The following is a 25,883-nucleotide window of genomic DNA, read 5'->3' as shown; positions in this document are numbered from 1 at the left end:
TACAAAACAGCGCCATCCAGCCAAAAAGCGACAAAAAAATACCATTCCACGGACAAGCCCGTGGTAGCGTTCGTATGTCGTAAAGCACTAGCCTTCTGAGCGTGGAAGCCGGGAACAACTTGGCCCATGTCGAAACCATAGCTTCGAGGCGGTGGTCTCACGGGAGGATTGGCGTGCAACCGGATCTAGAACTCGTCCGTATCGGCGAGACAGAGTCCTTCAAGGCGTGGGAGCACGGCTATCCGTTTCACACGGTCCGCTGGCACTTCCACCCCGAGTACGAACTGCACCTGGTCTGCGCGACGTCCGGCCGATATTTCATCGGCGACTTCATCGGTCAGTTCACACCCGGCAATCTCATCCTGGTCGGGCCCAACCTGCCCCATAACTGGATCAGCGAAGTCGCGGACGAGGCCAGCGTGCCTCTGCGCAGCCGCGTGATGCAGTTTACCGAGGACTTCATTGGACGCACCATCCAATGCTTTCCGGAACTCGCGGGCACCCGTCAATTGTTCGAGCGCAGCCGCGCCGGCGTCTTGTTCAGCGCCGAGACGGCGGGCCGCGTGTCGGACTCCATGCGCAAGGTCATCCATGCGAGCGGCGCAGAGCGTGTAGCGCTGTTCCTGGGCATTGTCGCGGAACTCGAGAAGGACCGCGATGCCCAGACCCTAACCAGCCAACACTATCTGCCTGATCCATCCGGATTCATGTCGACCGGGATCAACGAGGTCCTGAGCCACATCAATGACAACCTCACCGAGGAGCTCGACGAAACCACCTTGGCGCGGCTTGCCGGCGTTACCCCATCGACGCTGTCGCGGAGCTTCAAGCGGCATACCGGCCAATCGCTGACGAAGTATGTCAACCGCCTGCGGGTGACGCTGGCCTGCCAGCTTCTGATGTCCTCCGAGTTCGGTTCGGTGACGGATGTCTGCTACGCGTCGGGCTTTAACAACGTGTCCAATTTCAACCGGCAGTTCCTGGCGCTGCGTGGCGTGACGCCCACCCAGTTCCGGCGCCTCCTGCTGGAAAACAAGAGCTTTGAGGAGGCGGCATGAAGACGCCCCCGAAGACGGCGCAGAAGGGTTGAGGCCCGCGCCGGACTGACGACCCGCCCGAAAGGCGGCACTAAAATCATCCGCGACCGCACTGACCGGCGGATCGAGACCCTGTGTCTCGATCGCAAGGGACGGTTGTTGCCAGGCGGATGGCGCGAACCCCGACAATGGCGTCGGAACAAGAATGTCTTGGAGGAGAAATGATGAACAACACCGCTATCAGAACTGCCGCCGCGCTGGCGATCTCGCTAGCCGGCGCTGTTGCCGCAAATGCCGCGACCACCGTCGCCTTCCTGATGCCCGACCAGGCATCGACCCGCTATGAGGAACACGATTGGCCGGGCTTCCAGGCCGCCATGGCCGAGCTGTGCGCCGATTGCACGCTGATCTATCAGAATGCGAATGCGGACGCCGCTCTGCAGCAGCAGCAGTTCAATTCCGTCATCGCGCAGGGCGCAACCATTGTCGTGCTCGATCCGGTCGACTCGGCGGCAGCTGCCGCTCTGGTTGAGATAGCCCACTCGCAGGACGTGAAGGTCATTGCCTATGACCGTCCCATCCCGGATCTGCCGGCGGACTACTATGTCTCGTTCGACAATGAGGGCATCGGCTACGCCATCGCCCAGTCGCTGGTCGAGCACCTCAAGGCCGAAGGCGTTGCCGCCGGTTCGGGCGTGCTCCAGGTCAACGGTTCGCCGACCGATGCGGCTGCCGGGCTGATCCGCGACGGCATCGACCGCGCTCTCGACGCTTCCGGCTACGAAACGCTGGCCGAGTTCGATACGCCCGACTGGGCCCCGCCCGCTGCCCAGGAATGGGTTGCCGGTCAGATCACCCGGTTCGGCGACCAGATCGTCGGCGTGGTGGCCGCCAATGACGGCACCGCGGGCGGCACGATAGCCGCTCTCAAGGCGGCTGGTGTCGATCCCGTTCCGCCGGTTTCCGGCAATGATGCGACGATCGCAGCCCTACAGCTGATCATCGCCGGCGACCAGTACAACACGATCTCCAAGCCGTCCGAGATCGTGGCCAAGGCCGCCGCCGAAGTTGCCGTCGCCCTGATGAACGGGGAGACGCCAGAAGCGACCCATACGCTCTACGAAACGCCGTCCCAGTTGTTCACTCCGGCCGTCGTCACTGCCGAGAACATCAAGGAACTGATCTTCGACTCCGGCATCCAGACCGCCGCCGAGATCTGCACTGGCGAGTATGCCGCCGCCTGTGGCGAACTGGGCATCCAGTAAGCGCCCATCTAGGCTCCGCCCCTTTCGACGGGCGGAGCCAATCTCTTGAGGAAGCAGCATCATGAGCGCATCGACGCAGCCGACCACAACCGAGCCCATCCTCAGACTGCGCGGCATTTCCAAGAATTTCGGCGCCGTCTCGGCCCTGGCCGATATCGAGCTCGACGTGCATCCCGGCGAGGTCGTGGCCCTGGTTGGTGACAATGGCGCGGGAAAGTCCACGCTGGTCAAAATCCTGGCCGGGGTGTTCCAGCCCAGCGCCGGAACGATCGAGTATCTCGGTTCGCCGGTCAATCTGAGCGGGCCGGGCAAGGCGCTCGAACTGGGCATAGCCACCGTCTTTCAGGACCTCGCCCTGTGCGAGAACCTCGATGTCGTCGCCAACCTGTTTCTCGGGCACGAACTGGCGCCCTGGCAGCTCGACGAGGTCAGTATGGAATTGCGGGCATGGTCGCTGTTGCGCGAGCTTGCCGCACGCATTCCGTCAGTTCGCCAACCGATCGCGTCACTGTCTGGCGGCCAGCGCCAAACCGTCGCCATCGCTCGTTCGCTGCTGCTCGAACCCAAGATCATCATGCTAGACGAGCCCACCGCGGCACTGGGCGTGGCCCAGACGGCGGAGGTGCTCAATCTTATCGAACGCGTCCGCGACCGGGGACTCGGGGTGATCATCATCAGTCACAACATGGAGGACGTGCGGGCCGTCGCCGATCGGATCGTCGTGCTGCGCCTCGGCCGGAACAATGGTGTGTTCACCGCCGAAACGTCCCACCACGAACTTGTGGCCGCCATTACCGGCGCCGCCGAAAACTCCGTAACCCGCCGTCAGCAATCGCGTGCCGAACAGGCCGCCACTCGTGAGGCCGGACTATGACCACTCCCGACCCGAACAGCTCTGCTACCCTGGACCGCGCCGATAGCCGCGTCCGTAATGACGACAGCTTTGCCGGCGCGTTCCGCGGCTTCGTCGATCGTATCCGCTCGGGCGACCTGGGCATGCTGCCGGTCATGGTGGGCCTGGTGCTCATCTCCGTGGTGTTCACGGCCCTCAATCCGGTTTTCCTGGCGCCGAACAATCTCGTCAACCTACTGTTCGACTGTGCGACCGTCGGCGTCATTTCCCTCGGCATCGTCTGCGTCCTCATGCTGGGCGAAATCGACCTTTCGGTCGGCTCCATGAGCGGGTTGGCTTCCGCCATTATCGGCGTGCTCTGGGTGAATTCAGGCATGCCGCTGGCATTGGCGATCGTCGCGGCCTTGGGCACCGGCGCGCTGGTGGGCTTCGTCTACGCAATCTTTTACACACGCCTGGGCATGCCCAGCTTCGTCGCCACGCTTGCGGGCCTATTGGCCTTGCTTGGTATGCAACTCTACCTGCTCGGCTCGACCGGCTCGATCAACCTGCCGTTCCAGTCCGATCTCGTCCGCTTCGGCCAGGTCATGATCATGCCGGATTGGATGTCCTATCCATTGGCGGTCTTGCCCGGCGCGGTTCTGGCAATCACCGGTTGGCGCACCAGTCAGCGTCGGGTCCAGGCCGGCCTGGCTCCCCTTGCGATGCGGCTGGTGATCGCCAAGGCCGTCGCCCTAACTGTCGGCCTGGGTATCGCGGTCTGGTATCTCAACCTCGGTCGCGGTCTCCCCTGGATGTTCGCCCTGTTCGTGCTGATCGCCGTCGTTCTCAATTACGGCCTGACGCGGACCAAGTGGGGCCGCTCGATGTTTGCCGTTGGCGGCAACCGCGAAGCCGCCCGCCGCGCGGGTATCAACGTCAAGCGCATCTACATGTCCGCCTTCATCCTGTGCTCGACCCTCGCCGCCGCAGGCGGCATCCTGGGGGCCTCGCGCCTGGCGTCATCCAGCCAGCAGGCCGGCACCGGCGACGTCAACCTCAACGCCATCGCTGCGGCGGTGATCGGCGGCACGAGCCTCTTCGGCGGCCGTGGCAGCGCGTGGTCGGCCGTGCTTGGGATCATCGTCATCCAGGCGATTTCCAACGGACTGACGCTGCTCAACCTCTCATCGTCGCTGCGTTACATGATTACCGGGGCGGTGCTCGCAATTGCCGTCATCGTGGACTCGTTGGCTCGTCGTAGCCGCGTCTCGCACGGTCGCGCCTGATCTCTTGGAGTATAGCAAATGACCCAGCAACTGAGCGGCAAGGTTGCCGCTGTGACTGGTGCCGCCTCTGGCATAGGCCTCGAATGTGCCCGCACCCTGCATGCGGCGGGCGCCCGGGTGGTTCTGATCGACCGTGACGCGGCCCGGCTGGACGAACTTGTGGCCGAGATCGGCGACGGCGCTTTTGCGGTGAAGGCGGATCTGTTCGACCGTACCCAGGTCGATGGCCTGAAGGACAGTATCCTCGCCGTCGCCGGCGGGCTCGATATTTTCCACGCCAATGCCGGCTCTTATGTCGGCGGGCCAGTCGTCGACGGCGATCCTGATGAATGGGAGAGGATGCTGAACCTCAACATCAACTCCACCTTCCGCGCGGTTCGATCCGTCCTACCGCATCTGGTTGCCCAGAAGTCGGGCGATGTGATCCTCACCAGCTCGATTGCCGGCCTGGTCCCGGTCGTCTGGGAGCCGATCTATACGGCCTCCAAATTCGCCGTTCAGGCGTTCGTTCATACGCTGCGTCGCCAGGTCGCCAATGATGGCGTTCGCGTCGGCGCGGTTGCACCAGGTCCGGTGGTCACCGCCCTGCTCAAGGACTGGCCGAAGGCCAAGATGGATGAGGCCCTGGCCAATGGCAGCCTCATGCAACCCAAGGAGGTGGCCGAGGCCGTGCTATTTATGGTGACACGCGCCAGAGGTGTTACGGTCCGCGACCTGGTCATCCTTCCCACAACGGTCGACCTCTGAGGGCATCCCATGACGACTGAGGCGCAGCATTTCATCGGCATCGACGTCGGCACCGGCAGCGCCCGCGCCGGCATATTCACAGCCGATGGACAGATGCTGGCCTCGGCCAAGCGGGACATCGCCATCTTCTTCGAGGACGGCGAGATCGTCGAGCAATGCAGCAACGATATCTGGCGCGCTATATGCGAGTCTGTCCGCGAGGCCCTGACCTCTAGCGGCATTTCTCCGACCGCCATCGGCGGCATCGGTGTCGATGCGACATGCTCGCTGGTCGTCATCGGCGAGGGCGGCAAGCCGTTGCCTGTCGGACCCTCCGGGGACCCAGAGCGCAACATCATCGTCTGGATGGACCACCGGGCAGTCGAGCAGGCCCGGCGCATTACGCGCCAGGGTCACGATGTGCTGCGGTATGTGGGCGGCACGATCTCACCCGAGATGGAAACGCCGAAAATCCTGTGGCTTAAGGAGAATCAGCCGGAGACGTTTCGTGCCGCCGAACACTTCTTCGACCTTGCCGACTACGTCACCTGGCGGGCCAGCGGCAGCCTGGCGCGATCCTCGTGTACGGTGACGTGCAAATGGACCTATCTCGCGCATGAGAAGCGCTGGGACCCGACCTATTTTCAGGCCATCGGTCTCGGCGAATTGGCTGATGAGGGATTTGTCCGTATCGGAACGGAGGTCGTTCCACCAGGCACCAGGATCGGCGGCCTGACGGTCGAAGCCGCTCGCGAGATGGGACTTCCGGCCGGCACGCCCGTCGGCGCAGGGCTCATCGATGCGCATGCCGGCGGGGTCGGAACGGTCGGCGCTATAGGTACGGCCGAAGAGAACATGGCCTACGTCTTTGGCACCTCTTCCTGCACCATGACGACGACGAAAAGCCCTGCCTTCGTGCCGGGAGTCTGGGGGCCATATTTCGATGCCATGATGCCGGAGCTCTGGCTCAACGAGGGCGGGCAGTCTGCTGCGGGCGCCGCCATCGACCGCCTTGTCGGTTTGCACCCCGCCAGCGGCGAGGCAAAAAAGAAAGCCTCCGAGCTGGGCCTTTCGCTGCTCGCCTACCTATCCCAGAGCGCGGTTCGCCAATCGACATCCGCTTCTCATGCGATTCGCTTGGCCGACGGCGTCCATGTCGTGCCGGAGTTCCTCGGCAACCGTGCCCCCTTCGCCAATCCCGACGCGCGCGCAGTCATCGCCGGACTGGGGATGGATCAGTCTGAAAGCAGCCTAGTCGCGCTCTATGTCGCTGGCCTGAGCGGGATCGGCTACGGGCTGCGGCAGATCATCGAAGTCCAGGCCGGGCATGGCGCGCCGGTGCGCCGGATCGTTATCAGCGGCGGCGCGGGCCAGGACGACCTGGTGCGACAGATCTTGGCGGACACATCCGGTCTGTCGGTCGTCGCCAGCGAGGCGGCGGAGCCGGTGCTACTGGGGGCGGCAATACTGGGCGCCTTGGCGGCAGGCCTCTACCCGAGCATGCCAGAAGCCATGTCGGCCATGACGCGCGCGACGACCGTCTTCGAGCCCGCCAGTCAGATCGTCGCGCTGCACGAGAGTCGATTCCGGACATTCACGCGATTGCAGCAGGCCGCCAACGCGGACGCCTGACCCCGCCTAGTTAGATAAGGTGCTCCGATATCTGCAGCGCCGCGATCGGCAAAAGCTGGGCATGTAGTGCGCGGTTTTCCACAGTCGCCCGCCCGGCCGGCGTCGAAACGCTGACCGCGGCGATCGGCCGGCGATCGGTGGCAGCAATCACCGCGCCGGTCGCAAATACATCCTGACGCCATGATGTCGTCGTGGCATAGCCGCGCGCCGCAATCTCGGCGAGCTCGCGCATGAGTTCGTCGATTGGTGGCGGCGGCGCGATGGCCACAGACTGGCTCTCGGCCTTGACCGCCTCGCGATAGATGCGCGCGACCTCGTCTTCGCCCAGGCAAGACAGTATGGCCTTGCCGGTCGCAGTTGAAAGAACAGGCGCGCGCCCGCCGAGCGGCTCGACATGGCGCACCGCATGGGGGCTTTCCAGGCGCTCGATCAGCACGATCTCGAAATCATCGAGCACCGCCAGGTGAACGGTCTCATTCGTCTCGCGCCGAAGTTTCTCCATGATGGGCAGTGCCGCCTCCCGCAGGCCAAAGTGGCTGCCGGCCTTGCGCGCTAACCGGCTGGCACGGAAGGTCAGCTCCCACTTCGTGCGCTCCCCGCCCGTGGGCCGTATCCAGGCCGCTTCATGCAGGGTCTCCAGGGCCCGCTGCACCGAGGTTTTGGGTTGCTTGAGATGGGCGGCAAGCTCGCTCACGCCCACCGGTTGCAGGTCGGCAACCGTTTCCAGAACCACTAACGCTTTTCGGACGCTGTTCATGTCTTGACTAATTCCCCCATGTCGGCGTAACTTCGTTCCGTAATTCGGCACAACGTACCAATATACGGAACGAAATACAAGTCGCTACCGCCTCACTTGCAGCAAGTGCATTAGGGGCGATTTCAAAGGAGAGGGAAATGAAATCGAGTATCCTGTCGGCGCGTCAGCTCATGGCTGGCGTCGGCCTCGTTGCGCTCGCGCTGATGGCGCAACCTGCTTTTGCCGAAGAGCCCAAGGCGGGCGGTACCTTCAAGCTGGTCGGCTCGGGCGACGTCGCCGGCTTCGATCCAGTATCGGCACGCTCGGCGTCAGTGTTTCTCCACCGCGCCCTGACCCGCACGCTGGTCGCATTCCCCACCGACGCCGATCCCAAGGTCGCGGCCCAGCCGGTGCCTGATCTGGCCGAAGCCGTGCCGTCCCCGGAGGAGGGTGGCCTGGTCTATCGGTTCACGATCCGCGAAGGCGCGATGTGGAACACCGATGAGCCCCGCCAGATCACGGCTGAGGATGCCATTCGCGGCTTCAAGCGTCTGTGCAATCCCGTGCAGCCCACCGGTACGCCCACCTATTACATCGGCATCATCAAGGGCTTTGCCGAGTTCTGCGATGGCTTTGCGCAGGTCCCGGCGGATGTCGAGTCGATCCGCAGCTATGTCGAAGGCACCCAGGTCGCCGGCCTCACCGCCGAAGACGAACGCACGCTCAAGATTACGCTCGAACGTCCGACCGCCGACTTCACCTCGATCCTGGCGCTGATTTCCTCAGCCCCGATCGCTGTCGAGATGCTCGACTACCTGCCAAACTCCCCCGAACTGCGCCGCAACTATGTCGGCTCGGGCCCCTATGTGATCGAGGACTACATCCTCAACGAACAGCTCAACCTCGTGCGCAGCACGACGTGGAATGCCGACGCCGATCCGCTGCGCAAGGCCTATGTCGACCGCATCGAAGTCGCCTTCGGCACCCCCGACGCCGGCAAGACCCAGCGCATGATCGAAGCGGGCGACATAGATGGCTATTTCGACCTGTCGATCGCCACGGCCGACCTGACCCGCATCATGGAAAACCCTGACGATCCGCAGTTGCTGCAATTCGCGGATGGCGCGGTCAATCCGATCCTGGTGCTTAATATCGCCTCGCCCAACAACAATGCTGCGCTGGCCGATATCCGCGTTCGCCAGGCGATCAATTACGCCGTCAACAAGGCCGCTATCGTCCAGGTGGGCGGTGGACCGGCCGTCAAGCAGGCCGTCGATCAAATCCTGACCGCCAATGTTATCGGCTACGAGCCCTATAGCCTCTATCCGACGCCGAACAACGAAGGCGACCCGGAAAAGGCCAAGGCGCTGCTGGCCGAGGCGGGTTTCCCCGACGGTATCGAACTCAAGTTCAGCTACGCCTCGGGCGGTCGCTACGACCTCTATTCGGCCGCCCTTGAGGCAGACCTGGCCAAAGCCGGCATCAAGCTGATCATGCAGCCGGCACCGTCGCGGACGGTCATGTCGCAAATGTACCAGAACCGCCAGGCCACCAATGCCGGAGCGTGGGACGTGGGCATGACCTCGATCCGCGCCGACTGGGTAGGCGATTCCGCCCGCACCATGATCGTGCCGATGTTCGATGGCGAGGCCTGCGAGTCCAGCACCAGCAACTGGACCTGCTACAACAATCCAGAGGTCAATACGCTGATCGATACCGCCCTGACCGCCAACGACGAGGCCGCTGCGGCCGCAGCCTGGGCGGCCGCCGACAAGGCGATCATGACCGATGCGCCCATCGTGCCGCTCATCACCGGCAAGATCTCGCTCTACGCCTCCGAGCGTATGCGCGGCACCACGGTCAACCTGCTGTTTAACAATGTCGATCCGACCCTGGTCTGGATCGCCGAGTAACTCACGGCGCGGGCGGGCCCCTCGCCCGCGCACCCCTTCCCAATTTCGGAGACTAACGTGCAATACCGCCAGATCGGAACTTCGGGGCTCAACACCTCGGTCGTATCACTGGGTTCGTACCAGACCTATTCGCGCATGGAATACCGGGACGTCGTCAACCTAGTGCGCCGCGCTGCCGATCTCGGCATCAACATGTTCGACGTCGCCCATTACCGCACCGCCCCGCACACCGAAGTGGTGCTGTCCCGCGCCCTGCGCGATGCCGGCCTCAAGCGCCAGGACATCATGATCATGGACAAGGTCTGGTGGTATGACGGCGACGACCCGACGCTGGCGCACCAGCTCAATGAATTGCTGTTCCGGCTCGATACCGACTATCTCGATGTCATCATGTGCTACGGCATGCGCCCCGGCCGCGATGATCCGGCCGAAACCGCACGCATCAATGCCGGCTTTGTCACGTCGGGCAAGGCCCGCGCCTGGGGTGGCCTGAACTGGTCGGCCAAGGACCTGCGCATCGCCTACGACACCTGCAAGGCCGAGGGCCTGCCGACGCCGCAGATCGTGCAGATCAAATACAATATTGCCCGCCGCCACATCGTCGAGGCCGAGGACTACACGGCCCTGCGGGCCGAAACCGGCATCTCGATCCATGCGTCCGATAGCCTTGAGGGCGGCATTCTGGCCGGCAATCTGGTGCGCGAGCGCGTGCTCGGTCGCGATCCCGGCAATGTGCGCGAAGAGATCATCGACCTGGTTCCGCGTCTCGCCGAAGTCGCTAAGCAGTTCGATTGCTCGATGGCACAGCTGGCGATCGCCTTCTGCATCGCCAACCCGCAGACGGCTTCACTGCTGTTTGGCGCCAGCCGCATCAGCCAGCTCGAAGACAATGTCGGCGCCGTCGCCGTTGCTGAAAAGCATGGTGCCGCCATCCGCGCTGCGCTCGCTGATTTCGGCGTTGCCGGCCATGCCTTCGACCTGCCGCCCAACCACGCCACCCCGCTCACCACGAGCTGATTGGCCTGCCGGAGCGAACCGATGTCCGATATCCCTGCCAGTGCCGGTCATCCGGCCCCCCCAGCGCTGAATACGCGGCAACGCGTGCTGCGCCAGTTGCTGCGTGACAAAGCCGCGATGGCCGCCCTGGCGGTCATCGTTCTGCTGATCCTGACGGCGGTGTTTGCGCCGGTCATCGTCATGCTGCTGGGGCACGGCCCCAACGAGCAGTTCCGCGACATCGGCCTGACCCCCGGCGGCGTTCCCTTGCCGCCGGGCTCCACCTTCCTTCTCGGCACCGACGTCGTCGGACGCGACCTGCTGGCGCGGCTCGTCGTCGGCACCCAGATCACCATCTTCGTGGCCGTCACCTGCGCCCTCACCGCCATCGCCATCGGCATCGCCGTCGGCATGCTGGCCGGCTTTCGCGGCGGGCTCATCGACACCATGCTGTCGGGCTTCGTCGACGTGGTGCTGGGACTGCCGCTGCTGATCACCGCCGTAGCGCTGGTCTCGGTCTATGGCGCCAGCTTTCCCATCATGATGGGCACCATCGTCTTCTTCACCTGGGGTCCGGTGGCCCGCGTGGTGCGCAATCTGGTCGTGGCCACCAAGGAGGGCGAATTTGTCGACGCGGCCCGCATGCTGGGCGCCAGCGACCTGCGCATCATGGTGCGCGAAATCCTGCCCAATATTGCCGGCCAGGTCATCGTCTACGGCAGCCTGCTGATCCCGCAGGTCATCGTACTTGAGGCCTCGCTGAGCTTTCTCGGCCTCGGCGTGCCGCCACCAACGGCCACGTGGGGCGGCATCATTGCCGAGAACCAGACCAACTACGCCGTAGCCTGGTGGACCATCCTGTTTCCGGCCCTGTTCCTGCTGGCCGCGACGCTGGCCTTCAACGTGCTCGGCGACGGCCTGCGTGACGCGCTCGATCCCTCCTCTGAACGCCGGACGAAGTAGACCGCCATGCTCAGATTCATTTTACGCCGCACCCTGTTCGGCTTGCTGACACTGTGGCTCATCAGTCTGGCCGTATTCGTGCTGTTCTATATGGCGACACCCGGCGATCCGGCGCTAATGTTCGCTGGTGAGTTCGCTACCGCCGACCAGATCGCCATGGTCCGCACCCGCCTCGGCCTCGATCAGCCCGTGTATATCCAATACCTGCGATACATGTGGGCACTGCTGCATTTCGATTTCGGCATGTCCTTCGTCAACCAGGAGGAAGTGCTCACCACCATCCTGCGCCGCATGCCCGCAACGATCTCGCTGGCCTTGGGTTCGGTGGCGATCTGGCTGCTGGTCGCTATTCCCGCCGGCATCTTCTCGGCCCGCCATTCCGGGCAGGCCGCCGACCGCCTGATCACCATGACGGCCCTGGCCGGCATGTCGTTCCCCACCTTCGTGGTCGGAACGCTGCTGTTCTATGTATTCTTCTTTCTGCTCACCAATGCCGGCCTGCCGCTATTCCCGTCGGGCGGCTTCGTGCCGATTACCCGCGACCCCGGCGAATGGCTGCGCCACATGCTGCTGCCCTGGGCGACGCTCGCCGTGGTCGGCGCCGGCACCTATACGCGCATTGCCCGCGGCTCGATGCTGGAAACCCTCAACCAGGACTATGTCCGCACCGCCCGTGCCAAGGGGCTGAGCGAACGCAGGGTGATGTATAAACACGCCCTGCCCCCAGCGATGACCCCGGTCATGACCCTGGTCGGCCTCGATCTCGGAGGGCTGCTAGGCGGCACCATCATCACCGAACGCATCTGGGGGCTCAACGGCGTCGGTTCGCTCGCCGTGCAGGCCGTCGAAGCTGGCGACCTGCCCGTGATCATGGGCACGGTGCTGATCGCGGCCCTGTTCGTCGTCCTCGCCAACCTCCTTGTCGATGTCCTGCAAGCCTTGCGCGACCCGCGCGTGCGTCTGGGCTGACCCATGTTTTTTGTTACGGAGTATTCCATGTCCAAGGTCTTCCCCCATTCCGGTTCCGTGGGGTCGGCATGCTGAAACGCGCATCCCTGGGCTTGATTGTCCCACCAGCCGCCGGTGCGGTTCCCCCCGACGCCGCACAGGTCTACCCGCAATTCGATTTCATCGCCGAGGGCCTTGGGCTCGCCGAGATGTCCAACGAGGGCTACGATTCCGTCGTGGACTCCGTTGGGGCGGCCGCTGAGCGGCTCGCTTCCCGGGGTGCCAGCATCGTGGCGCTCATGGGTACTTCACTGAGTTTCTATCGTGGGCCCCAGTTCAATCTGGCGCTCGAAACCGAGATCGCGACGCGGTCAAAACTGCCGTCGCTCACCATGAGCAGCGCCATGCTGGAGGCGCTGGCCCGGCTTGGAGTCAGGCGGCTGGCCGTCGCAACCGCCTATCGCAGCGACGTCAACAGCGCCTTGCGCCTGTTCCTTGAGGCTGCCGGCATCGAATTGGCTTCGCTCGAGCATCTGGGGATCGCCTCGATCGAGCAGGTGCACCAGGTTTCCGAGGCCGCAGTGACCGAGATGGGCCGGCGCGCCCTCCAGGCCGCGCCCAATGCCGAAGCGTTGCTGATCTCATGCGGCGGTCTGCCGACCCGCGCCGCGGTACGCATCCTCGAGGCCGAAACCGGCAAGCCGGTCATCTCCTCACCCCTGGCCGGACTGTGGGCCACGGTGCGACGGGCCGGTCTGGATCCGCGCGCTGCCGGAGAAGGCCGCCTGTTCGAAGCCGCTGCGAAGCTATAGGAGCCAGCATGTTCGTCTCGGTTCGTGACCTGAAGGTGCATTTCCCGGCGGAAGAAGGGCTGGTTCGGGCCGTCGATGGGCTCACATTCTCGGTCGAGCGCGGCAAGACCCTGGCCATCGTCGGGGAGTCCGGCTCGGGCAAGACCGCGGCGAGCCTGGCCATGCTTGGCCTGCATGGACCGCGCGCCCGCGTCAGCGGCGAGATCAGCATCGGTGACGCCCAGATTGTCGGGGCCGCGCCAGCCGCGCTCCGCAAATTGCGGGGCCACCGCATGGCCATGATCTTCCAGGATCCGTTGACCTCGATGCATCCTTATCACCGGGTCGGTGACCAGATCATCGAAGCCTATCGGGCCCATCATCGCGTCGGCGGCAAGGCGGCACGCGCCCGTGCCCTTGACCTGCTCGACCGGGTGGGTATGGCCGACCCGAAGCGAACCTTCGACAGCTATCCGCACGAATTGTCCGGTGGCATGCGGCAGCGGGTCATGATCGCCATGGCACTAAGCTGCGATCCGCAATTGCTGATCGCCGACGAACCAACGACCGCCCTCGACGTCACCGTCCAGGCCCAGATCCTTGATCTGCTCAAGGACCTGCAGCGCGAATTCGGCTCCGCTATCATCCTCATCACCCACGATCTCGGCGTCGTGGCCGAAATGGCCGACGACGTAGCGGTCATGTATGCGGGGCGCGCGGTCGAAACCGGCAGCGTGCGCGACGTGTTTTACCGCCCTTCGCATCCCTATACCTGGGGTCTGCTGGATTCGATGCCGCGGCTCGACCTGCATCGCGAACGCCTCACGGCCATTCCTGGCGCCCCACCCGCGCTCGCCGCATTGCCACAGGGCTGCGCCTTCCGGCAGCGGTGCGGCTTTGCGGCCCAGGTGACCGGCGACCGCTGCGCCAGTGAGGCCCCCTACGCCCATGACGTAGCGCCAAACCACGCTATTCGCTGTCACCTCTCCAAGGCTGCGCGCCAGCACGCCCGTCCCCTGCCTGCCAGCATCGAGTCTACGCCATGACCACAGCTTCCAGCTCCACGCAGCCCCCGCTGTTGACCGTCGACAATCTCAGCAAGCACTTTCCGATCGGCAAGCGCCTGTTTGGGAAGGAGCGCTCGATCCGCGCAGTGGATGGCGTCGGCTTCAGCATCGGTCGCGGCGAAACCCTGAGCCTGGTCGGCGAGTCCGGCTGCGGCAAGTCGACGACCGGCCGCATCGTCGGGCGGCTGCTGACGGCGACCAGCGGGCGTATCACTTTCGAAGGGCAGGACATTACCGGTCTGGATGGCGCAGCCTTGCGGGCTTTGCGGCGCGATATCCAGATGGTGTTTCAGGACCCCTATTCGTCGCTCAATCCGCGCCAGACCATTGGCGACATCATCGAAGCGCCCTTCGCCATTCAGAACATCGAACCGCCGGGCGGCCGGCGCAAGGCCGTGCTGGACCTCATGGCCCGGGTCGGTCTCAATCCTGAACATGTCCACCGCTACCCGCGCGAATTCTCCGGCGGCCAGCGGCAACGCATCGGCATCGCGCGAGCCCTGGCGCTCAGTCCCAAGCTGATCATCTGCGATGAGCCGGTTTCGGCACTCGATGTGTCAGTCCAGGCCCAGGTCATCAACCTCCTGCAGGATTTGCAGCGCGACCTCGGCCTGTCCTATCTGTTCATCGCCCATGATCTTTCGGTCGTTCGGCATATCTCGCGTCGTGTGGCGGTGATGTATCTGGGTCGGATCGTGGAAATCGGCGACGCCGAAACAGTCTATGCGAACCCGCGCCATCCCTATACCCAGGCGCTGATGGCATCAGCGCCACTGCCCGACCCGGATCGGGCGGCTGCGCGCCCGCGGGTCGCACTAAAGGGCGAGTTGCCCAGCCCGATGAATCCGCCACGCGGCTGCGCCTTCCATACGCGCTGCCCCATCGCTCAGGATCGCTGCCGCAGCGAAGCGCCGCTGCTCCTCCCGAGCGGTGGCGGCGCCTCGACCGCCTGTCACTTTGCGATAAGTCCGGCCATCGCCTAACGAGTGGAAGGCCCGCCCTGGCTGAACTCAGGGGGGGTCTTCCGGGCCCTCATAGGATCGACCCAGCGCAATCACGGCCTTCAGTCGATCGAGATCGCCGATTTCATTGGCCATGAGCAGCACTAGCCGGGCATTGAGCGCGTGGCTATGCGCCTCGCTCAGCCCCTCATGGGCCGACATCAACAAGCTGTAGAATTCATCCCGGCTCGCGCCCAGATTGTCATTGGTGATGTTTGCGTCGCTCATGCCGCCTCCACGCGATCCGGTGCGCCCAAGGCGCGATGCCGAGCGGCGCTCACCAGGTCGGCCGTTGGCTCAGCAAACACTGCCGCGACATGTCCATCCGGCCGGAACAGGTAGGCCAGGCCGACGCCGTAGCGCGCTTGGGCGTAGCCGCCCACGCTGGCCCGGCAGGGATAGTCCCCCTGCTGATCGATACCAAGGCGTCTGACGCCGGCCACATCCGGCAAGGCCACGGGACCAAACCCGACCAAGACGAAATCGCCCTGCACCAGCTCGACCAACCACCCGCCATCCACCAGCGGCAGGTCGAGCGCGACCGAGCCCGGTCGCAGCGGCGCCTCGCCCGGGGTCTGCAGGCCATGGCCTTCCAGCAAGCAGGGCAGCGACAGCCGGCCCGAATTGATCAACTTCTGCGCAAACGGCTGGTCATGCGCCAGTCGCAAGGTTTCACTGCGAAACAGCGCCTCGATTGGCGATTTGGGCGTCATGAAATTGGTGGCGCGGGCCGAATTCAGAATGTTCTCGGAGGAGCCATGACCGCGCTCCGCATCGTAGCTCTCGATCAGGCTGGCATCGGCCGAGCCCTCAAGCACCGCAGCCAGCTTCCAGCCCAGATTGTCAGCGTCCTGCACGCCGCCGTTGCCGCCACGCGCCCCGAATGGCGAGACCACATGCGCGCTGTCGCCACAGAAAATCACCCGTCCGTGCACGAAACGAGCCAGTTTGGCGCAGCGGAACTTGTAGACGCTGACCCAATCAAGCCGGAACGGCTTGTCGCCGACAATGGCTTGGATGCGCGGGATCACCCGCTCAGGGGTGGCTTCCAGCTTGGCGTCGACACCAGCGCTCAATTGCAGGTCGATGCGATAGATCGAATTTGGCTGCTGGTGCAGCAGCGCCGATTTGCCGGCATGGAAAGTAGGATCGAACCAGAACCAGCGTTCGGCGCGCCCTGACTCGCCAAACGGGCTTTGGTCCATCTCGATATCGGCGATCAGGAACTGCTCTTCAAAGCTCTGCCCCTCGAACTCAAGCCCCATACGCCGCCGGGTCGGTGAATTGGCGCCGTCGCAGGCCACGAGATAGTCCGCCGCCAGCCGATAGGCTCCGTCGGGCGTCGTTACTTCGATGGTGACGCCGGATGCGGTCTCCTCATGCCCAACGACCGTGTTGAGAAACCGCAGGTCGATGAGATCGGCGAACTCCCGGCAGCGTTCAACCAAGTGTTGCTCGACCAGATACTGCTGCAGATTGATGAAGGCCGGATATTTGTGTCCCTGCTCGGGCAACAGGTCGAAGGAATAGACCTCGTCGGCACCGTGAAACAGCCGTCCCACGGTCCAGGTCACGCCTTGGTCCAGCATACGCTCGCCAACGCCAAGCCTGTCGAAGATTTCGAGCGTCCGCTTGGCCCAGCAGATGGCGCGCGAGCCGACCGAAACGACATTGTTGTCATCGAGCACGGCGCATTTGATGCCGCGCTGCGCCAGATCGAGCGCCAGCGTAAGGCCAACCGGACCAGCGCCGACAATGGCAACCGGTGTCTCGCTCCTGCCGCCGTCAAGCTCAGGCGGCCGGACATAATCAAACGGCACATGTTCGTAGGCTGGCATGGTCCCCCCTGGCCGCTCTAGTTCTGCAGGGCATCCCACATGGCGAGATCGCGCTCGGCGGTCCAGATACGCGGCGTGTCGATGCCGCGCGCTTCGTCATAGGCCCGCGCCACGTTGAACGGCAGGCAGTGCTCGTAGATGGCGAAGTGGGCGAACTTCGGGTCGCAGACGGCGCGAACCGCGTCCCAGGCGTCCTTGAGCGTTCCACCCTTGGCCGCCACGCGGGCCGCAGGCTGATACGTCGAGCGGACGAAGTCGCGTGTAGCCTCGATCGCCTTGTTGACCATGGTCGGACCGATCAGCGCATCGCCACGCCCCGGCGCGATGGCATCGACCTCGAAAGCCTTGATGGCATCGAGCGTCTGGCCCCAATCGCCGAAATGGCCGTCGCCGCAATAGCAGGCCGAGTGATATTCGACGATGTCACCCGTGAACATGACATTCTGGTCCGGCACCTGGATGACGATGTCACCGGCCGTATGAGCGCGGCCCAGATGCATGAGTTCGATCCGGCGCTTGCCCAGATAGACGGTCATCGATTTGGAGAAGGTCGTGGTCGGCCAGGTCAGGCCCGGAATGCTCTCGTGACCCTCGAACAGACGTGGGAAGCGCTGGAACTCGCTGTCCCAATCCTCCTGGCCGCGTTCTTCCACCATGGCCCTAGCGCTGTCCGACATCAGCACCTGAGTGGCGCCGAAGGCGGAAGCGCCAAGAACCCGCACGGCGTGATAGTGCGTCAGGACGACGTGGCTGATCGGCTTGTCGGTGACTTCCCGAACCTTTTCGATCACCCTGTTGGCCAGGCGCGGCGTGGCCTGGGCCTCCACGACCATCACGCTGTCGTCGCCGATAATGACACCCGAATTGGGATCCCCCTCGGCGGTAAAAGCCCACACGCCCGCCCCGATCTCGGTGAACGAAACGCTCTTCTCACGCGTATCGCCCTGCGACGCGAATGCCTTGGCCATGGGGTAAAGCTCCTATTGGGGTCGTAACGGCAGCGGGACGGAAGGCAGTGCCCCCAAGCCCTTGATCGGGATATTAGTTGAAAATGTAACTAACAAGCCCGGAGTCGGCCGGTCGAGCTGGCTTGGACGCGACGAACGAAAAGGCTCGGCCCTGCGGGGCCGAGCCTGGTTTGCTCCGACTGTGTTGGCGCCTGCTACTCGGCGTCGATGAAAGCAATCGCGGCTTCCCCGGGCCTTGTGTCGGCGAAGATGTTGTAGTGGGTGGCGTTGGGAATGATGGCCAGGCGGTTGGCATTCATGCCCGACCCATCCCATAGCGCGTCCTGCAGGCCACCGCCCAGCAGCTCGAAAAAGCTGGCGACGTGGCTAGTGCGCACGGCGTCCCAGTCGGCGAACATGAGCAGGGTCGGCGCCTTGATCTGCTTGATCTCGGCAGACCAGTCGAAGTCATGCATCATCATCGCGTTGACCTGCCCGATCAGGATCGGGAAGTTGTTCACGTCGGGCGCTACGGCTGCATAGGACTCATAAAGCGGCGTGCCTTTCATGCCCTCGGCCATATCGGGCGTCATCGAGCGCATGCCCTGCTGGTTGTAATCGTGCCAGCCAGCCCACGCGTATGGCGCGGAAACGACGATCAGCTTGTCCACGACATCAGGATGCTGAATCGCCACACGCAAGGCAGTGCCTGCGCCGAGCGAATAGCCCATGAGATCTGCCTTTTCGAAACCGAGATACTGGATGGCGCCGGCAACGTCGTCGGCCATGGCCTCGTAGCTCATCGGGCGGTCGAAGGGCAACGTATGACCATGTCCCTGCAGGTCGATGGCGATAACCTGATGCCCCTCGGCCAGCAGCGCGACGTTCGGACCGAACATGTCGATTGTGGCCAGTCCACCATGCAGCAGGACGACCGGATCGCCCTCGCCATAGACGGCATAGTAGACTTCGACGCCATTGACCGGGGCGTAGCCGGATTTGGATGGGGCGGGCAACATGGCGACTCCTGGGGCGGCGGTTTGGTCGGATGGTTGGGCGAGTGCAGGCAACGCCATGAGCGGTGCCAGCGCGGCAGTCAGTGACAGGAAGGTGCGTCGCAGCATTGGTAATCTCCTCTTGCTGCCTTGACGACGAGCGGGTGGGAGAGAATTCGACACAGCTGCCCAAAATACCTGACCGGCGCGAGAAAGCGGCCAATCCCCTCTTCGTGATAGAAAGGGAACGGGCCGCTTCCGGGTGCGTCACTTCAGCGGCAGGAACAGCTCCACCACCACTTCGTGAGCCGGCACTTCCGGGATGGAGGCGAGCCGGCGCTGGCAATAGATCGGGAAGTCCCGCGCTTCCTCGCCGCTGGCTGGTAGCCAGTCCCGATAGAGGTAGAGCGCGGCAGGCTCTAGGTTGTTGCTGTTGCCGGGGTAGCGCAGCACGGCGCAGCGACCGCCGGGAATGACGCCGGCTTTCATCGGGGCATCACTCGCCGCGACGGGCTGATCGGTCCCGACGCAGAGGTCCATGCTGTAATCGGCCGCGATTGCAGGCTCCCGTTCCGAACGGAAGACCATGAAGGTCGGGTTTGTCTCGGCCGAGAGGCCCGCCGCCCTGCCCCAGGCCCTGAAGCGCTGGATGGTGTCGCCGAGCGTGGCCCGGTCGCCGCGATGCTCAATGATCGCCACCGGCGTCGGAGGCACGTCGCGGATTGCTACGTCAGTATGGTCGAAGATGATCTGCATGAGCTTGTTCCTTGCATTGTCCAAAGGCCCGAGGGCCACAAGCCACGGCTCCCAATCGGGAGATTTGCGGAACGAGGACGGCGATTGCCCGAACCGTTGCCGAAAGGCGCGGGCAAAGGCATCAGGTGCATCGTAGCCGGCATCCATCGCTATATCCGTGACACTTTGGGTGTCTGCGGAAGCCAGCTGGTTCGACGCCTGTTTCATGCGGGCCAGCTGGATATAGCGATATACCGATAGCCCGAAGGTCGCCGCAAACTGCCTATGGAAGTGAAACTTCGAGAAGGCAGCAACACGGCTGACCGTTTCCAGATCCAGGCCATCGTCAAGATGGTGGTCGATGTGATCCAGAACCCGCTGCATGCGGGCTTTGTAGTTTTGAAGTGCCGCCGTCATTCGTCTCGTTCTCCGTGACGGGCTGATCTAGCCGTCCAGGGTCACCGCATGCTCGACCGATCTTGCGGTTTAGCATGGACGCATCGGGCACGCGTATCGAGACGCAGAAACACCGAAGGGCGCTGATGCGCCCTTCGGATCCTGTCCAAGCGGCCCTGGGAGGCAGGGCCTGGCGTTGCCTGGTGGGAGGATTGCTACGAAACTGGACCGTTTCCGACACCCGGCGCGCCGGGCAGCGTTTCCGGATGAAGCTCATAGTCCTGTTGCTTGTCAGCAGGCACGAACAGGCGCTCGCGCATCATGTTGTCGACGTCCCAGTTGAACATGAAGATCGGCACGCCAGCCGGCACGTTGGCGAAGCGCTTGTTGATGATCTCGGCGCCGGGATATTGCGTCAGCCCGATGCCGTAGACATTTTCCGTGTAGAGCCGCTGATAGGCCTTCATAAGGGCAATGCGCTCGCCGGCGTCCTGGGAACTGATGAACCCGTTGACGACGTCCACCATTTCCTGCTCCCAGGGCAGCAGGTCGAGCGTACCATCAGAGCCTGCCTTGTGCGCCACAGCCGTGCGCGGGCCGGTCGGCGCCAGCGATGCGGTATTCTGCACCACCGCGATCAATTCCGACCCATTGCGGACCACGGTCCAGTCGAACTGCCCAGACGTCTGGGTCGCATCAAACTGGCTCGACGGCTTGTAGGTCGGGATCACGCGCAGGCTCAAGTGGCTAAGCTGGGCAACGACACCCTCGGCAAGCGATCTGTCGGTCTGATAATCCGCACTGGCCAGAACGGTAATTTCGACGTCCTGCCCGCCAACGTCGGCCGTATCGGCCGGGAAGTTGAGGACTCCATTGCCGTCCGTATCGACCAGGCCGATACCGGCCAATAGCGCCTTTGCTCCCTCCGGATTGTAGGGGTAGTAAACCGTCGACTCCTTGTCGTAGTAGGTCGTGCCTGCATAGAGGCCGCCCGGATAGATAGCGGTGAAAGGTCCACGTACAAGGCTGTCGCCAAGTGCCTGGCGATCGAGCGCGGAGCTGATGGCAATACGGAAATCGGCATTGCGATTGAGTTCGCGGATCGCCTGACCGCGGGCATCAGGCTCGCCCCAGCCATTGGCAGACAGGTTGGGATAGAGCGTATAGCCGATAGTACGGGCGCCGAAGGCCAGCCGTGCCGGCGCATCGGGTTCGGCCGCAGCGCGTAACGATTCAACGAAGTTCTCGGGCTGCTCCAGGGCGGAGTTGTCACCGCTGCCGGCGATCGCCTGCACGTCACGATCGGCCCAGGTGGACAGCCGGTAGTGCAGTTCATTGAGGTAAGGCAGTTGATTGCCCTGCTCGTCGACCTTCCAGAAATAGGGGTTGCGACGCATTACCACGATGTCTTCGGAGCGGTATTCCACCGGCACCCACGCACCCATGGTGGGGATGTTCAGGTATTCAGGCGGGAAGGCGTTCTTATATTCGTCATAGGTGTTGTCGGCGTTGTATTTCGGATGTTCCGGCTTGAGGATATGCGCCGGGCCCGGGCAGAACGTGCCGTAAGACATGGCATAGAGATACTGCTTGGGGAACGCTTCCTTGAACGTCCACAACAGCGTGTATTCGTCCAGCGCTTCCAGCGTCGTGCCCTCGCCGAAGGTTTCGGGCGTGGCGCCGTTGAGCGGGCTCACATTGGGATCAAGGACGTTGTCCTCCCAATAGAACATGGCGTCTTCGGACGTGAAGAGTACTCCGTCGGACCATTTGGCGCCCTTGATGAGATGCATCGTCAGTTGGTGGCCATCCTCCGACCACTCCCAGCTCTGCGCCAGGTTCGGCAGCGGCTCCAGCTCATCGGCCTTGACCTGGAATAGCGGGCCAGTGCGCGTCAGGCACTCAGACAGGCCGATGTCGATGCCGCCCCAGCCCTGGCTCTGCCCGGCGCTGTAGTTCCAGCCCTCCGGACGGCCGCCGATAACGTGGCGCATCACGTCGCCATAAACGCCGACGCCGTCCGGCATGTTGGCGGTCTTGTAGACCAGCGGTTGCTCGGGCAGGCGCTCGGCCACTGGCGGCAGTTTGCCGGATGCGACGAAGTTCTCGGTGATCCAATCAGGTTCGCGGTACTCGGCCAGCGCCTTGAACTCGAACATATCCTTGACGCCGACAAAGTTCGGCACGCTCTGCGCCTCGAATACCGGCGGGTCCGGTGGCGTGGTCGGGGTGATTGTCTCAGCCTGTGCCGCTATGGCTGAAACACTGAGCAACAGCCCGCCAATGGCGAGCCGGTTGTACTTCGAGATCATGGATCCTCCTTGATGGCGCGCTTGTTTGGATTCGAGACTACGGCCGCGCCACGGCAGAAATCTCTTGGTTTGGGCGGCAGTGCCGGAACCGAGCCGCGTGGCGTCCTGTGACGGCTACCTCCTATCGGCGCGCCAAGGGCAGCCCAAGTGCTGCACTGCAGCACTTGACATTTCAATCACCGCTATGAGTCATTGATTGACCGCAACACTAGGCGATTGGTCGCCACGCTAAAATGGACAAATCACCAATCTGGACTTTTCGATCATGACTGACCGATCGATGGCGGTTTACCGCACTGCAACCAGCAGCCCGACGCGGGCCATGCAGGTTTCGGCATTCGGCCTGCATACCATCCGCTCCCAGATCGTCGATCGCATCCTGCAATGCTACGCCGTGGTCCTGGTTGAGTCCGGGCACGGCACGTTGGTCACGGCGGTGTCGGGGCGGCACGAGGTCGTCGGCCCTGCCCTCTTCTTCCTCGTACCCGGCGTGCTCCACTCCTATGGGCCGGCACCGGGCACGGCCTGGGGTGAACGCTGGGCGCTCTTCGATGGCACGCTGGCACAGGAATTCGAAGCGGCGGAGCTAATCAAACGCGGCGCACCGCTTATGCAGGTCGATGACGTCACCGAAATGGGCCGGCTGTTCAGCACGCTGCATTCGGAAATGCTCGAGCATGGCCACTTGAGCCGCTTTGCTTCGGCAGCCACGCTGCACCGCCTCATCGTCCGCGCCGCCATCCAGCAGAGAGCCGGTGCCGCGGACAGGGCCGGCCCATCCCTCGGCGCCGCCAAGGCGATCAGGGCCCTCAAGGAGCGAGCGCTGGAAGACCTTGATCTCACGGCCCTCGCGGCCGAGTTCGACGTGTCGGCCGCCACACTCAGGCGGCATTGCTCGGAAACCTATGGCGTGCCGCCAAAGGTCCTGCAGACGCGGCTACGCCTTGATCGGGCCAAGGAACTGCTGGCCGTCACCGAGGAAACGGTGGAGGCCATTGCGCTGGCGATCGGGTTCGAAGATTCGTTCTACTTTTCGCGGGTTTTTCTCAAGCACGAGGGCTGCTCGCCCAGCGCCTTTCGCAAGTTGAACCGCCGTAGCTAGCCCTCAACAGCTGCTCCCCCTGAAGTCCCGCGCAAAACCGCTTTGCAATTCAGCCATTTGTTAGGGTTCCCCGCGTAGCCTTGAGCCTCGCATCCGGTATCGCAAATGGCTCACTCAAGCACGCACCCAGCACCCCTGTCGCGTCAGGTTACATATCTGGCCTTCCTGCTTGCAGCGGTGGTCATCGTCGTCCTGGGAAGTTTCGGCTGGTGGGCGGCGTCCCGCATTGACGACCGAGCCATTGCGCGCGAAAGCCGCTCCGTGCAGACCGGGCTTGCCGATCTTGCCAAGCGGATGCCCGTCGAGCAGGACACTTCTGCCATCTGGGACGACTCGGTCGTCAATCTGCGCGCCAATAATGACGCCTGGCTCGCTGAGAACCTGGTCGAGTGGATGAGCGAATATTTCGGCCACAGCCGGATTTACATCCTTGACCCTCAGGACCAACTCGTTCGCGCGGTTGCCGATGGCGAACGCGTCGGAGGCTCGGTCTACGAAGCAGACAAGGCCGCCATTGCGCCACTCGTGCAGTCGCTGCGGCGGCAGATGGCGGATGCGTCCGCTGGGCTGGATGACTCGACTGCGGCGATCACCGGCCTCGGCACCCAGGATCTCATTGTCCTCGGTAATGGGCAGCCGGCTCTTGTCAGCGTCAGGCCGGTTATTCCGGGCAGCGACGCAGTGCAACAGGCGCCGGGAACCGAATTTCTGCACATCTCCGCACGCTTTCTCGACCAATCGGTCGCCGACGAGATCGCGAGAAAATACGAGGTGCCGGGGCTGGCGTTCGAGCGCTCCGCGCAGACCACCGACGAGCGCATCGCCTCGCCGGTGCTCGATACGGAGGGACGCATCGTCGGCTTCTTCACCTGGATACCCGACGAGCCGGCCTTTGCGCTCATCAAGGAAACCGCGCCGGCGGTAATCGGCGGCGTCATCCTGGCGGCGCTGGCCATCGCCATGTTGCTGCGCCGCCTGCGCCGCACCTCCACCATGCTCGAACACAGCAAAGCCGAAGCCTCGTTCCTGGCCTTTCACGACCCGATGACCGGGATTCCCAACCGCTCCTTGTTCGAGGACCGGCTGGATCAGGCACTGGCCAATATGCGCCGGAACGGGTCCAGGATTGCGCTGCATTACCTGGACCTAGATCGGTTCAAGCATGTCAACGATACGCTCGGCCACCCGGCCGGCGACGAACTGATCCGCCAGGCCGCCAAGCGGCTGCTCGACCAGGTCGACGAGGTCGACACCGTGGCGCGGCTCGGCGGCGACGAGTTCGCGGTCATCCAGTTCGTGGCGATCGATACGGCTGCGGCGCTGGCCCTGAGCCAGAAGATCGTCGACGCGTTCAAGCTGCCGTTTGACATCCATGGCCACGAAGTGCGGGTCGGCGCCACTATCGGCGTCGTCGTCACTACGGACGGCGAAGCGCGGGCAGAAGACCTTATGCGTCAGGCCGACATCGCCCTCTACGACGCCAAGGAGCATGGCGGCGGGCGGCATCAGCTCTTTGCCGGCGAACTGGGTGACGCCGTCCGCGAGCGTCGCAGCCTGGAGCTGGATTTGCGCGCAGCGCTGGAGGAAGACCGGGACCTCGAGCTTGTCTATCAGCCGATCTACCATACCCGCTCGGGCAATATCGCGGGCGCGGAGGCGCTGGTACGCTGGCGTCACCCCGTGCGCGGATACATGTCGCCTGCCACCTTCATTGGTCTCGCCGAAGAGCGCGGCCTGATCGACCAGCTCGGCATGTGGGTCATGCGCAAGGCCTGCCTTTTTGCTGCGGCAAACGACATTCCCTGGGTCGCGGTCAATGTTTCGCCGGTGCAGTTCCGCGACGAGTGGTTCGCCAACCGCGTCTTCGACGTCTTGTCCGAAACGGGCCTGCCGGCCAAGCGGCTGGAGATCGAGATCACCGAGGGTCTGCTGCTGCAGAACTCACCCATGATCCAGGCCACGCTGATGCAATTGCGTAGCCGTGGCATCCGCGTCGCCCTCGACGATTTCGGCACCGGCTATTCGTCGATCAGCTACCTGCGCAGCCATGGCGTCGACAAGCTCAAGATCGACCAGTCCTTCACCGCCCAACTGGGGCTGGACCTCGAGATCGACAGCATCGTGCGGTCGATCATCGACCTCGGCCGCGCCATGCATATGGCGGTCACCGCCGAGGGCGTCGAGACCGAGGAGCAACGTCAGCTGCTCAAGGCCATGGGCTGCAACCAGCTACAGGGCTTCCTGCTGTCCCGGCCGCTGACGCCGGAGCGGATCACCGAAATCCTCGATGCCGGCAATGCAGCCACCGTACACAGCCAAGCTGCTGGCTAGACACAAAAAAAGGCCGGCGCGAGGCCGGCCT

Annotated in this window: 22 protein-coding genes; 15 read left to right on the top strand and 7 right to left on the bottom strand. The window is 63.7% G+C overall.

The window, feature by feature from the left end:
* Positions 1-173: 173 nt before the first annotated feature.
* The 6 genes from MF606_RS04925 (at position 174) to MF606_RS04900 (ending at position 6,781) form a co-directional block, all read left to right on the top strand.
* Positions 174-1,058 (top strand): helix-turn-helix domain-containing protein, encoded by an 885-nt coding sequence (locus MF606_RS04925; protein ID WP_240232553.1) that lies wholly within the window; start codon positions 174-176, stop codon positions 1,056-1,058.
* A gap of 200 nt (positions 1,059-1,258) precedes the next feature.
* The gene (locus tag MF606_RS04920; protein WP_420842240.1) at positions 1,259-2,302 is read left to right on the top strand and encodes an ABC transporter substrate-binding protein; all 1,044 of its coding nucleotides are present in this window, start codon (positions 1,259-1,261) and stop codon (positions 2,300-2,302) included.
* Positions 2,303-2,363: 61 nt separating this feature from the next.
* Positions 2,364-3,176 (top strand): ATP-binding cassette domain-containing protein, encoded by an 813-nt coding sequence (locus MF606_RS04915; protein ID WP_240232547.1) that lies wholly within the window; start codon positions 2,364-2,366, stop codon positions 3,174-3,176.
* Positions 3,173-4,423: a sugar ABC transporter permease gene (locus MF606_RS04910; protein WP_240232545.1), complete on the top strand. Its 1,251-nt coding sequence runs from the start codon at positions 3,173-3,175 to the stop codon at positions 4,421-4,423. Before MF606_RS04915 ends, MF606_RS04910 begins: the two co-directional genes overlap by 4 nt.
* Before the next feature lie 18 nt (positions 4,424-4,441).
* Positions 4,442-5,170 (top strand): SDR family oxidoreductase, encoded by a 729-nt coding sequence (locus MF606_RS04905; RefSeq protein ID WP_240232544.1) that lies wholly within the window; start codon positions 4,442-4,444, stop codon positions 5,168-5,170.
* A 9-nt stretch (positions 5,171-5,179) separates the two neighbouring features.
* Positions 5,180-6,781 (top strand): FGGY-family carbohydrate kinase, encoded by a 1,602-nt coding sequence (locus MF606_RS04900; protein ID WP_240232542.1) that lies wholly within the window; start codon positions 5,180-5,182, stop codon positions 6,779-6,781.
* Between the two features lie 10 nt (positions 6,782-6,791).
* On the opposite strand, the gene MF606_RS04895 is transcribed toward MF606_RS04900, so the two are convergent.
* Positions 6,792-7,538, bottom strand: a complete 747-nt coding sequence (locus MF606_RS04895; RefSeq protein WP_240232540.1) for an IclR family transcriptional regulator — start codon at positions 7,536-7,538, stop codon at positions 6,792-6,794.
* A 137-nt stretch (positions 7,539-7,675) separates the two neighbouring features.
* Here MF606_RS04895 and MF606_RS04890 point away from each other — a divergent pair, with 137 nt between their 5' ends.
* The 7 genes from MF606_RS04890 to MF606_RS04860 all read left to right on the top strand — a co-directional run bounded on the left by MF606_RS04890 (position 7,676) and on the right by MF606_RS04860 (position 15,178).
* Complete coding sequence (locus MF606_RS04890; RefSeq protein ID WP_240232538.1) at positions 7,676-9,430, top strand: ABC transporter substrate-binding protein; 1,755 nt, start codon at positions 7,676-7,678, stop codon at positions 9,428-9,430.
* A gap of 57 nt (positions 9,431-9,487) precedes the next feature.
* Positions 9,488-10,447, top strand: coding sequence for an aldo/keto reductase (locus MF606_RS04885; protein ID WP_240232534.1), 960 nt, complete (start codon positions 9,488-9,490; stop codon positions 10,445-10,447).
* 21 nt (positions 10,448-10,468) lie between these two features.
* Positions 10,469-11,389, top strand: a complete 921-nt coding sequence (locus tag MF606_RS04880; RefSeq protein ID WP_240232532.1) for an ABC transporter permease — start codon at positions 10,469-10,471, stop codon at positions 11,387-11,389.
* A gap of 6 nt (positions 11,390-11,395) precedes the next feature.
* A complete protein-coding gene (locus MF606_RS04875; RefSeq protein WP_240232531.1) occupies positions 11,396-12,358 on the top strand; it encodes an ABC transporter permease in 963 nt (320 codons plus the stop codon).
* A 68-nt stretch (positions 12,359-12,426) separates the two neighbouring features.
* Positions 12,427-13,149: an arylmalonate decarboxylase gene (locus MF606_RS04870; protein WP_240232529.1), complete on the top strand. Its 723-nt coding sequence runs from the start codon at positions 12,427-12,429 to the stop codon at positions 13,147-13,149.
* Between the two features lie 8 nt (positions 13,150-13,157).
* The gene (locus MF606_RS04865) at positions 13,158-14,174 is read left to right on the top strand and encodes an ABC transporter ATP-binding protein (RefSeq protein ID WP_240232528.1); all 1,017 of its coding nucleotides are present in this window, start codon (positions 13,158-13,160) and stop codon (positions 14,172-14,174) included.
* On the top strand, positions 14,171-15,178 hold the full coding sequence (locus tag MF606_RS04860) for an ABC transporter ATP-binding protein (protein WP_240232527.1): 1,008 nt from the start codon (positions 14,171-14,173) through the stop codon (positions 15,176-15,178). Before MF606_RS04865 ends, MF606_RS04860 begins: the two co-directional genes overlap by 4 nt.
* Positions 15,179-15,205: 27 nt before the next feature.
* On the opposite strand, the gene MF606_RS04855 is transcribed toward MF606_RS04860, so the two are convergent.
* The 6 genes from MF606_RS04855 to MF606_RS04830 form a co-directional block, all read right to left on the bottom strand.
* Positions 15,206-15,424 (bottom strand): DUF2783 domain-containing protein, encoded by a 219-nt coding sequence (locus MF606_RS04855; protein WP_240232526.1) that lies wholly within the window; start codon positions 15,422-15,424, stop codon positions 15,206-15,208.
* Positions 15,421-17,034, bottom strand: coding sequence for an FAD-dependent monooxygenase (locus MF606_RS04850; protein WP_240232525.1), 1,614 nt, complete (start codon positions 17,032-17,034; stop codon positions 15,421-15,423). The genes MF606_RS04855 and MF606_RS04850 overlap by 4 nt, the downstream gene beginning before the upstream one ends.
* Before the next feature lie 17 nt (positions 17,035-17,051).
* A complete protein-coding gene (locus MF606_RS04845) occupies positions 17,052-18,002 on the bottom strand; it encodes an MBL fold metallo-hydrolase (protein ID WP_240232524.1) in 951 nt (316 codons plus the stop codon).
* 194 nt (positions 18,003-18,196) lie between these two features.
* Positions 18,197-19,105 carry an alpha/beta fold hydrolase gene (locus MF606_RS04840; RefSeq protein ID WP_240232523.1) on the bottom strand — a complete coding sequence of 303 codons (909 nt, stop codon included), beginning with the start codon at positions 19,103-19,105 and terminating at the stop codon, positions 18,197-18,199.
* A gap of 138 nt (positions 19,106-19,243) precedes the next feature.
* Entirely contained in the window at positions 19,244-20,128 is an 885-nt protein-coding gene (locus MF606_RS04835) for an AraC family transcriptional regulator (RefSeq protein ID WP_240232522.1), read from the bottom strand.
* A gap of 194 nt (positions 20,129-20,322) precedes the next feature.
* Positions 20,323-22,419, bottom strand: a complete 2,097-nt coding sequence (locus tag MF606_RS04830; RefSeq protein WP_240232521.1) for an ABC transporter substrate-binding protein — start codon at positions 22,417-22,419, stop codon at positions 20,323-20,325.
* 265 nt (positions 22,420-22,684) lie between these two features.
* Between MF606_RS04830 and MF606_RS04825 the strand changes: the two genes are divergently transcribed.
* Together MF606_RS04825 and MF606_RS04820 are read left to right on the top strand one after the other, a co-directional pair.
* The gene (locus tag MF606_RS04825; RefSeq protein WP_240232520.1) at positions 22,685-23,521 is read left to right on the top strand and encodes a helix-turn-helix domain-containing protein; all 837 of its coding nucleotides are present in this window, start codon (positions 22,685-22,687) and stop codon (positions 23,519-23,521) included.
* Positions 23,522-23,626: 105 nt separating this feature from the next.
* Entirely contained in the window at positions 23,627-25,852 is a 2,226-nt protein-coding gene (locus tag MF606_RS04820) for a putative bifunctional diguanylate cyclase/phosphodiesterase (RefSeq protein ID WP_240232519.1), read from the top strand.
* The last annotated feature ends 31 nt before the right edge of the window (positions 25,853-25,883 follow it).

Origin of the sequence: Devosia lacusdianchii (genome assembly GCF_022429625.1) — a bacterium.
GTDB lineage: Bacteria > Pseudomonadota > Alphaproteobacteria > Rhizobiales > Devosiaceae > Devosia > Devosia lacusdianchii.
Note: the sequence above shows the minus strand (reverse complement) of the source record. Positions and strands in the feature narration are given on the sequence as shown.

What these genes read in the sequence shown, in the direction of transcription:
- MF606_RS04920 (WP_420842240.1), top strand. Translation starts at nt 1,259, where the DNA reads ATGATGAACAACACCGCTATCAGAACTGCCGCCGCGCTGGCGATCTCG.
- MF606_RS04915 (WP_240232547.1), top strand. Translation starts at nt 2,364, where the DNA reads ATGAGCGCATCGACGCAGCCGACCACAACCGAGCCCATCCTCAGACTG.
- MF606_RS04910 (WP_240232545.1), top strand. Translation starts at nt 3,173, where the DNA reads ATGACCACTCCCGACCCGAACAGCTCTGCTACCCTGGACCGCGCCGAT.
- MF606_RS04905 (WP_240232544.1), top strand. Translation starts at nt 4,442, where the DNA reads ATGACCCAGCAACTGAGCGGCAAGGTTGCCGCTGTGACTGGTGCCGCC.
- MF606_RS04900 (WP_240232542.1), top strand. Translation starts at nt 5,180, where the DNA reads ATGACGACTGAGGCGCAGCATTTCATCGGCATCGACGTCGGCACCGGC.
- MF606_RS04895 (WP_240232540.1), bottom strand. Translation starts at nt 7,538, where the DNA reads ATGAACAGCGTCCGAAAAGCGTTAGTGGTTCTGGAAACGGTTGCCGAC.
- MF606_RS04890 (WP_240232538.1), top strand. Translation starts at nt 7,676, where the DNA reads ATGAAATCGAGTATCCTGTCGGCGCGTCAGCTCATGGCTGGCGTCGGC.
- MF606_RS04880 (WP_240232532.1), top strand. Translation starts at nt 10,469, where the DNA reads ATGTCCGATATCCCTGCCAGTGCCGGTCATCCGGCCCCCCCAGCGCTG.
- MF606_RS04875 (WP_240232531.1), top strand. Translation starts at nt 11,396, where the DNA reads ATGCTCAGATTCATTTTACGCCGCACCCTGTTCGGCTTGCTGACACTG.
- MF606_RS04870 (WP_240232529.1), top strand. Translation starts at nt 12,427, where the DNA reads ATGCTGAAACGCGCATCCCTGGGCTTGATTGTCCCACCAGCCGCCGGT.
- MF606_RS04865 (WP_240232528.1), top strand. Translation starts at nt 13,158, where the DNA reads ATGTTCGTCTCGGTTCGTGACCTGAAGGTGCATTTCCCGGCGGAAGAA.
- MF606_RS04860 (WP_240232527.1), top strand. Translation starts at nt 14,171, where the DNA reads ATGACCACAGCTTCCAGCTCCACGCAGCCCCCGCTGTTGACCGTCGAC.
- MF606_RS04855 (WP_240232526.1), bottom strand. Translation starts at nt 15,424, where the DNA reads ATGAGCGACGCAAACATCACCAATGACAATCTGGGCGCGAGCCGGGAT.
- MF606_RS04850 (WP_240232525.1), bottom strand. Translation starts at nt 17,034, where the DNA reads ATGCCAGCCTACGAACATGTGCCGTTTGATTATGTCCGGCCGCCTGAG.
- MF606_RS04845 (WP_240232524.1), bottom strand. Translation starts at nt 18,002, where the DNA reads ATGGCCAAGGCATTCGCGTCGCAGGGCGATACGCGTGAGAAGAGCGTT.
- MF606_RS04840 (WP_240232523.1), bottom strand. Translation starts at nt 19,105, where the DNA reads ATGCTGCGACGCACCTTCCTGTCACTGACTGCCGCGCTGGCACCGCTC.
- MF606_RS04835 (WP_240232522.1), bottom strand. Translation starts at nt 20,128, where the DNA reads ATGACGGCGGCACTTCAAAACTACAAAGCCCGCATGCAGCGGGTTCTG.
- MF606_RS04830 (WP_240232521.1), bottom strand. Translation starts at nt 22,419, where the DNA reads ATGATCTCGAAGTACAACCGGCTCGCCATTGGCGGGCTGTTGCTCAGT.
- MF606_RS04825 (WP_240232520.1), top strand. Translation starts at nt 22,685, where the DNA reads ATGACTGACCGATCGATGGCGGTTTACCGCACTGCAACCAGCAGCCCG.
- MF606_RS04820 (WP_240232519.1), top strand. Translation starts at nt 23,627, where the DNA reads ATGGCTCACTCAAGCACGCACCCAGCACCCCTGTCGCGTCAGGTTACA.